The sequence below is a fragment of the Streptomyces sp. NPDC054961 genome, from assembly GCF_053609145.1.
In genome coordinates, this window is sequence record NZ_JBSGWY010000013.1 from 135625 (window position 1) to 143295 (window position 7671).

Sequence of the window (7671 nt, forward strand, 5' to 3'; positions counted from 1 at the left end):
CACCGGCGCCCCCCACTCGCCCCTCGCCCCGGGCCTGGCCCGCGCCGCCGTCCCCCCCGGGGGGGGGGCCCCCCCCCGTCCCCCTTTTACCCCCGCTTCCCCGCCGCCCGAAACGGGTACGACTCACAGGTAGCACCGACCGGTAAGCACCCCACTCTCGGCGGCGAGGTGAGTCCCCGCATGTCCGCAACACAGCCCGTACAGCCAGCCCAGCCCGTTCCGCCCGCCCAGCCCGTACAGCCCAAGGTGACCGAGCGCGAGGCCCGGCAGGTCGCGGAAGCGGCCCGGGAGCAGGACTGGCACCGTCCCAGCTTCGCCAAGGAGCTGTTCCTCGGACGGTTCCGGCTCGACCTGATCCACCCCCACCCGCTCCCCGCCGACGAGGACGTCCGGCGCGGGGAGGCCTTCCTGGCACGGCTGCGGGAGTTCTGCGAGACCGCACTCGCCGAAGGGCTCGCGGCCCGCATCGAGCGCGAGGCGAAGATCCCCGACGAGACCGTGCGCGGGCTCAAGGAGCTCGGCGCGCTCGGCATGAAGATCGACCCGAAGTACGGGGGCCTCGGCCTCACCCAGGTGTACTACAACAAGGCGCTCGCCCTCGTCGGCTCCGTCAGCCCCGCGATCGGGGCCCTCCTCTCCGCCCATCAGTCGATCGGCGTGCCCCAGCCGCTGAAGATGTTCGGCACGCAGGAGCAGAAGGACGCCTACCTGCCGCGCTGCGCGACCACCGCCATCAGCGCCTTCCTCCTCACCGAGCCGGACGTCGGCTCCGACCCGGCGCGCCTGGCCACCACGGCGGTCCCGGACGGGGAGGACGCCTACGTCCTGGACGGCGTGAAGCTCTGGACCACCAACGGGGTCGTCGCCGACCTGCTCGTCGTCATGGCCCGGGTCCCCAGGAGCGAGAACCACCGGGGCGGGATCACCGCCTTCGTCGTCGAGGCGGACTCGCCCGGCATCACCGTCGAGCACCGCAACGCCTTCATGGGCCTGCGCGGCCTGGAGAACGGCGTCACCCGCTTCCACCGGGTGCGGGTCCCGGCCGGCCAGCGCATCGGAGCCGAGGGCGCCGGCCTGAAGATCGCGCTGACCACGCTGAACACCGGCAGGCTCTCCCTGCCCGCCCTGTGCGTCGGCGCCGGGAAGTGGTGCCTGAAGATCGCCCGCGAGTGGTCCGGGGTCCGCGAGCAGTGGGGACGGCCCGTCGCGCGGCACGAGGCGGTCGCCGTGAAGATCTCCTTCATCGCCGCCACCACCTTCGCCCTGGAGGCCGTGGTCGACCTCGCCTCCCAGATGGCCGACGAGGAACGCAACGACATCCGGATCGAGGCCGCCCTCGCCAAGCTCTACGGCTCCGAGATGGCCTGCCTGATGGCCGACGAACTGGTCCAGATCCGGGGCGGGCGGGGCTTCGAGACCGCCGAGTCCCTGGCGGCGCGCGGCGAACGGGCCGTCCCGGCCGAGCAGATGCTCCGCGACCTGCGCATCAACCGGATCTTCGAGGGCTCCACCGAGATCATGCACCTGCTGATCGCCCGCGAGGCCGTGGACGCCCACCTGTCGGTCGCCGGCGACCTCATCGACCCCGACAAGGCGCTGGGCGACAAGGCGAAGGCCGGCGCCAGAGCCGCCGGGTTCTACGCCCGCTGGCTGCCCCAGCTGGCCGCCGGAGCCGGCCAGGTCCCCGGCACCTACCGGGCCTTCCATCCCGCCGGCCACCCCGACCTCTCCACCCACCTGCGCCATGTGGAGCGCGCCTCCCGCAAACTGGCCCGGTCGACCTTCTACGCCATGTCCCGCTGGCAGGGCCGCATGGAGACCAAACAGGCGTTCCTCGGCCGGATCGTCGACATCGGCGCCGAGCTCTTCGCCATGAGCGCGGCCTGCGTGCGCGCCGAACACCTGCGGGCCACCGGCGACCACGGCCGCGAGGCCTACCAGCTGGCCGACGCCTTCTGCCGGCAGTCCCGGCTGCGGGTGGAGGAGCTCTTCGGCCGCCTCTGGGACAACACCGACGACGTGGACGGCAAGGTCGTCGCGGGAGTCCTGAGCGGGACCTACGCCTGGCTGGAGGAGGGCATCCTCGACCCGTCCGGCGACGGACCGTGGATCGCCGACGCCACCCCCGGCCCGTCGACGCACGAGAACGCGCACCGGCCGATCCGCTGACCGGTCCACCGGCCGGTCCGGGGACCGATCCGCCGGCCTGCCCGTCGGCCGCTCCGCCGACCTGCGATCATCGCCGGACACCGGGCGGATGTACGAGGCTGGTGGCAGGCGGCGGACACGGCGAGGAACGCGACGATGGACCAGCACAAGGACAGCAGAAGGCTCGCCTGGTGCGTGGCGCTCGTGCTGCGCCACGCACCGGAGCACGTCGCGGTCCATCTGATCGCACGCCTGACCCCCGCCGCCCGCACCTACCTCACCCGGGACCAGTGGCTGCCCGCGTCCGCCGTCAGCCTCCTGCTCCGTGACGGCAGCGAAGAGGACCGCCGGTCCGTGGCCCGCAACCCGCACGTCCTCGGCCGCCCGCTGCCCGGCCTGCCCGGCCCCGCCCGGTACGACGCCCGCCGGACCCCGCCCGCGCTCCTGCCCGTCCTGCGCGCCGAACTCGGCCGGGACCCCGCCGCCGGCCGGACCCCGGCCGACGAGGCACCCCTGACCACCGAAGAGCTGCTCCTCCTGCTGCGCCTGCACGGCACGCACCGGCCGAGGGTCCCGCTCGACGTCCTGGCCCTGCCGCACGAGGCCGACCCCGAACTGCTCTGGTTCGCGCACGCCCGGGAGCCGCTGCCGCCCGGCTCGGTCGAGGCCCTGCTGCTCCGCGGCGGCCTGCCCCCGCGGGCCGCCCGCGGACTGCTCGACGTCCACACGGCCCGGACGCACGGCCGCTCCTGGTACCGGCCCGCCGTCCGCGCGGTCCGGATGGGCCTGGTCACCCAGTCCGAGCTGGTGGACGACGTGCGCCCGGCCGGGCTCGCGCTGCTGCTCGCCGCCCTCCCCACGACCCGCGGGCTGCGCTGGACCCTCTCCGAACTGGCCGGCATGCACACGGCCCTGCGGCGCGCCCTGGCCCCGCTGGGCGACGACCCCCGCCTCTGGGCCGAGCTGCTGCGCCACGCCCACACCTTCCCCGGCCCGCTCGGCGAGCTCGTGACCCGCACGGCGGCCGGCACCCTGCCCGAGCCCCCGGACGGGCCGGCGCTGCCCGGGCTGGACCGGGCCGTGGCCCGCCTCGCCCCGAGGTCCCCGCGGCCCTCCGGGGGAGCGGAGCGCGAACTGGCCCTGGCCAGCCTCGCCGTGCCCATGGAGACCGTCGAGGAGGACATCCGCTGGGTCCGCGACTGCCTGGACCGCGGGCTGCTCACCGGTGTCGACGTGATCCGGCACAAGCTCCCGGCGGTCTGGGCCCTGGACGAGGACCACTGGCTCGGCGCCGTCGACCACCCCGACCGGTACGACCGGCCCGAGGCCGTGCTCGCCTCCCGCGCCGAGGCGGACCGGCTGTTCACCGTGGCCCTCGGCGAGGACCCGGATGCCTGGTGGCGGGCGGCGAGCACGCTCCCGGACTTCGCCGGAACGCTCCCGCACCTTCTGCTGCGGGTCACGGAAGGGGGCTCCGTGTCCAAACACCCCTGAGTTGCGGCAACAATGGGGGCATGAGCGACCGTCCATCCCCCCTCGCCGACCCGCACCTCCTCTTCGACCCCGCGGCCGGCCGGCGGGACATCGTCATCCTCGGCTCCACCGGTTCCATCGGGACCCAGGCCATCGACCTCGCGCTGCGCCATCCGGACCGGTTCCGGGTCACCGCGCTGTCCGCCGCCGGCGGACGGGTCGCCCTGCTGGCCGAGCAGGCCCGGAAGCTGCGGGTGAAGACCGTGGCCGTCGCGCGCGAGGACGCCGTACCGGCCCTCAAGGAGGCGCTGGACGCCCAGTTCGGCGCCGGTGAGCCGCTGCCCGAGATCCTCGCCGGGCCCGACGCCGCGACGGAGCTCGCCGCCTCGGAGTGCCACACCGTCCTCAACGGCATCACCGGTTCCATCGGCCTCGAGCCCACCCTCGCCGCGCTGCGGGCCGGCCGGACCCTCGCCCTCGCCAACAAGGAGTCGCTGATCGTCGGCGGTCCGCTGGTGAAGGCCCTCGCCAAGCCCGGCCAGATCATCCCGGTCGACTCCGAGCACGCGGCGCTCTTCCAGGCGCTCGCGGCCGGCACCCGCGCGGACGTCCGCAAGCTCGTGGTCACCGCCTCCGGCGGCCCCTTCCGCGGCCGCACCCGCGCCGAGCTCGCCACGGTCACGGTCAAGGACGCCCTCGCGCACCCCACCTGGGCCATGGGCCCGGTGATCACCGTCAACTCGGCGACCCTGGTCAACAAGGGCCTCGAGGTCATCGAGGCGCACCTGCTCTACGACATCCCCTTCGAGCAGATCGAGGTCGTCGTCCACCCCCAGTCCTACGTGCACTCGATGGTGGAGTTCACGGACGGGTCCACGCTCGCCCAGGCCACCCCGCCCGACATGCGCGGCCCGATCGCGATCGGTCTGGGCTGGCCCGAGCGGATCCCGGACGCGGCCCCCGCCTTCGACTGGACCAAGGCCTCGACGTGGGAGTTCTTCCCGCTGGACACCGAGGCCTTCCCCTCGGTGGGCCTGGCCCGGCACGTCGGTACCCTGGGCGGCACCGCGCCCGCCGTGTTCAATGCGGCGAACGAGGAGTGCGTGGAGGCGTTCCTGGCCGGTCGGCTGCCGTTCACAGCAATCATGGATACGGTCGCTGCCGTGGTCGATGAGCACGGAACGCCCGCCGCGGGAACTTCCCTCACGGCACGGGACGTCCTTGAAGCGGAGACCTGGGCCAGGGCCCGGGCACAGGAGACGGCGGCACGGGCCGCAGTGGAGGCGCGCGCATGACCATACTGCTGACCTTGATCGGCGTGCTCGTCTTCGTGGTCGGGCTGCTCGTCTCCATCGCCTGGCACGAGCTCGGCCACCTCTCGACCGCCAAGCTCTTCGGCATCCGCGTGCCCCAGTACATGGTCGGCTTCGGCCGGACCGTCTGGTCGCGCAAGAAGGGCGACACCGAGTACGGGATCAAGGCCATCCCCATGGGCGGGTACATCCGCATGATCGGGATGTTCCCGCCCGGCGAGGACGGCAAGGTCACCGCCCGCTCGACGTCGCCGTTCCGGTCGATGATCGAGGACGCGCGCTCGGCGGCGTACGAGGAACTCCAGCCGGGCGACGAGACGCGGCTCTTCTACACGCGCAAGCCGTGGAAGCGCGTGATCGTGATGTTCGCCGGACCCTTCATGAACCTGGTCCTGGCCATGGTGATCTTCTTCGGCGTCTGGATGACCTTCGGGGTGCAGCAGACGACCACCACGGTCGCCGCCGTCTCCGACTGCGTCCTCAGCCAGAGCGAGAAGCGCGACGTCTGCAAGGACGGCGACCCGGTGGCCCCCGGCAAGGCGGCCGGCCTCCGGCCGGGCGACAAGGTCGTCGCCTTCGACGGGAAGCGGATCGCCGACTGGGAAGCCCTCCAGAAGACCATCCGCAACACCATCGGCCCCGCCAGCATCACCGTCCTGCGCGACGGCCAGGAGGTGAAGCTCGACGCGAGCCTCGTGGAGAACCGGGTCGGCAAGACCGACGGCCACGGCGGCTACGTCAAGGGCGAGTACGTCTCGGCCGGCTGGCTCGGCTTCAGCCCGAAGTCCGTGATCGCCCCGCTCAGCTTCGGCGCGTCGGCGGAGCGCGTCGGCGAGGTCGTCGAGAGCAGCGTCCAGGGCCTGGCCAACCTCCCCGGCAAGATCCCCGCGCTGTGGAACTCCGTCTTCAACGGAGCCGAGCGCGAGGCCGACTCCCCGATGGGCATCGTCGGCGCGGCCCGGATCAACGGCGAGATCGCGACGCTGGACATCCCGACCGAGCAGCGGATGTCGATCATGCTGAACGTCCTCGGCATGTTCAACCTCTCGCTCTTCCTGTTCAACATGCTGCCCCTGCTGCCGCTGGACGGCGGGCACATCGCGGGCGCCCTGTGGGAGTCGGTGCGGCGCAATCTGGCGCGGGTGTTCCGGCGCGCGGACCCGGGCCCCTTCGACGTGGCGAAGCTGATGCCCGCCGCGTACGTGGTGGCCGGCGTCTTCGTCTGCTTCACGCTGCTGGTCCTCGCGGCCGACGTGGTGAATCCCATCAAGATCACCTGATAGCGGCCGGGTCCGGGAACCCGCGGGCAGCCATACACGAAGGACCGGGGAGCCGGGCACACATCGTGCCCGGCTCCCGACGTTCGAGTGGCGCGGCCCGCGCGATGCACGGTGCGGGCTCTGATTGGCGTAATCTCGAAGGCTGGAGCCCGCCGATCTCGGGACCTTGATCCACACCTTGGGGTTGCACAGCAGATGACTGCCATCTCTCTCGGAATGCCGGCCGTGCCGACGAAGCTTGCCGACCGCAGGGTCAGCCGCAAGATCCAGGTCGGCTCGGTGGCCGTCGGCGGAGACTCACAGATCTCGGTGCAGTCGATGACGACCACCCGGACCTCCGACATCGGCGCCACGCTCCAGCAGATCGCAGAGCTGACCGCCTCGGGCTGCGACATCGTGCGCGTGGCCTGCCCGACGCAGGACGACGCCGACGCGCTCGCCGTCATCGCGAAGAAGTCGAACATCCCGGTCATCGCCGACATCCACTTCCAGCCGAAGTACGTGTTCGCGGCGATCGACGCGGGCTGCGCCGCCGTCCGCGTGAACCCCGGCAACATCAAGCAGTTCGACGACAAGGTCAAGGAGATCGCGCGGGCCGCCAAGGACGCGGGCACCCCGATCCGGATCGGCGTCAACGCGGGCTCGCTCGACGCGCGGCTGCTGAAGAAGTACGGCAAGGCCACCCCCGAGGCGCTGGTCGAGTCCGCGCTGTGGGAGGCCTCCCTCTTCGAGGAGCACGGCTTCAGCGACATCAAGATCTCGGTCAAGCACAACGACCCGGTCGTGATGGTCAACGCCTACCGCCAGCTGGCCGCCCAGTGCGAGTACCCGCTGCACCTCGGCGTCACCGAGGCGGGCCCGGCCTTCCAGGGCACCATCAAGTCGGCCGTGGCCTTCGGCGCCCTGCTCTCCGAGGGCATCGGCGACACGATCCGCGTCTCGCTGTCGGCCCCGCCGGTCGAGGAGATCAAGGTCGGTCGCCAGATCCTGGAGTCGCTGAACCTCAAGCCGCGCCGTCTGGAGATCGTCTCCTGCCCGTCCTGCGGGCGCGCGCAGGTGGACGTCTACAAGCTGGCCGAGCAGGTCACGGCGGGCCTCGAGGGTATGGAGGTCCCGCTGCGCGTCGCGGTCATGGGCTGCGTCGTCAACGGCCCCGGCGAGGCCCGCGAGGCCGACCTGGGCGTCGCCTCGGGCAACGGCAAGGGTCAGATCTTCGTGAAGGGCGAGGTCATCAAGACCGTCCCCGAGTCGAAGATCGTCGAGACCCTCATCGAAGAGGCGCTGAAGATCGCCGAGCAGATGGAGAAGGACGGCGTGATGTCGGGCGAGCCGACGGTCGCGATCGGCGTCTGACTCCGCCGCCGTACGCACAGGGGCCCGGGGGGGGGGGGGCGGCCCCCGGCCGTGTCGTATCCCGCGGGGGCCCCGCCCGCCCCGGCGGCGCCCCCCCGCCCCCC

At 72.5% G+C, this 7671-nt stretch carries 5 protein-coding genes; all 5 read left to right on the forward strand.

Annotated elements, in window-relative coordinates:
* Positions 1 to 180: 180 nt before the first annotated feature.
* The 5 genes from ACWF9Z_RS15135 to ispG all read left to right on the forward strand — a co-directional run bounded on the left by ACWF9Z_RS15135 (position 181) and on the right by ispG (position 7567).
* Positions 181 to 2169: an acyl-CoA dehydrogenase family protein gene (locus ACWF9Z_RS15135; protein ID WP_453602123.1), complete on the forward strand. Its 1989-nt coding sequence runs from the start codon at positions 181 to 183 to the stop codon at positions 2167 to 2169.
* A gap of 135 nt (positions 2170 to 2304) precedes the next feature.
* Positions 2305 to 3642, forward strand: a complete 1338-nt coding sequence (locus ACWF9Z_RS15140; RefSeq protein ID WP_453602125.1) for a hypothetical protein — start codon at positions 2305 to 2307, stop codon at positions 3640 to 3642.
* A 20-nt stretch (positions 3643 to 3662) separates the two neighbouring features.
* Complete coding sequence (gene dxr, locus ACWF9Z_RS15145) at positions 3663 to 4916, forward strand: 1-deoxy-D-xylulose-5-phosphate reductoisomerase (protein ID WP_453602128.1); 1254 nt, start codon at positions 3663 to 3665, stop codon at positions 4914 to 4916.
* The gene (locus ACWF9Z_RS15150) at positions 4913 to 6214 is read left to right on the forward strand and encodes a M50 family metallopeptidase (RefSeq protein WP_453602131.1); all 1302 of its coding nucleotides are present in this window, start codon (positions 4913 to 4915) and stop codon (positions 6212 to 6214) included. Before dxr ends, ACWF9Z_RS15150 begins: the two co-directional genes overlap by 4 nt.
* A 195-nt stretch (positions 6215 to 6409) precedes the next feature.
* Positions 6410 to 7567 carry a flavodoxin-dependent (E)-4-hydroxy-3-methylbut-2-enyl-diphosphate synthase gene (ispG, locus tag ACWF9Z_RS15155; RefSeq protein WP_328301090.1) on the forward strand — a complete coding sequence of 386 codons (1158 nt, stop codon included), beginning with the start codon at positions 6410 to 6412 and terminating at the stop codon, positions 7565 to 7567.
* Positions 7568 to 7671: the final 104 nt, after the last annotated feature.

Coding starts and splice junctions, on each gene's coding strand:
- ACWF9Z_RS15135 (WP_453602123.1), top strand. CDS start 181: ATGTCCGCAACACAGCCCGTACAGCCAGCCCAGCCCGTTCCGCCCGCC.
- ACWF9Z_RS15150 (WP_453602131.1), top strand. CDS start 4,913: ATGACCATACTGCTGACCTTGATCGGCGTGCTCGTCTTCGTGGTCGGG.
- ispG (WP_328301090.1), top strand. CDS start 6,410: ATGACTGCCATCTCTCTCGGAATGCCGGCCGTGCCGACGAAGCTTGCC.
- ACWF9Z_RS15140 (WP_453602125.1), top strand. CDS start 2,305: ATGGACCAGCACAAGGACAGCAGAAGGCTCGCCTGGTGCGTGGCGCTC.
- dxr (WP_453602128.1), top strand. CDS start 3,663: ATGAGCGACCGTCCATCCCCCCTCGCCGACCCGCACCTCCTCTTCGAC.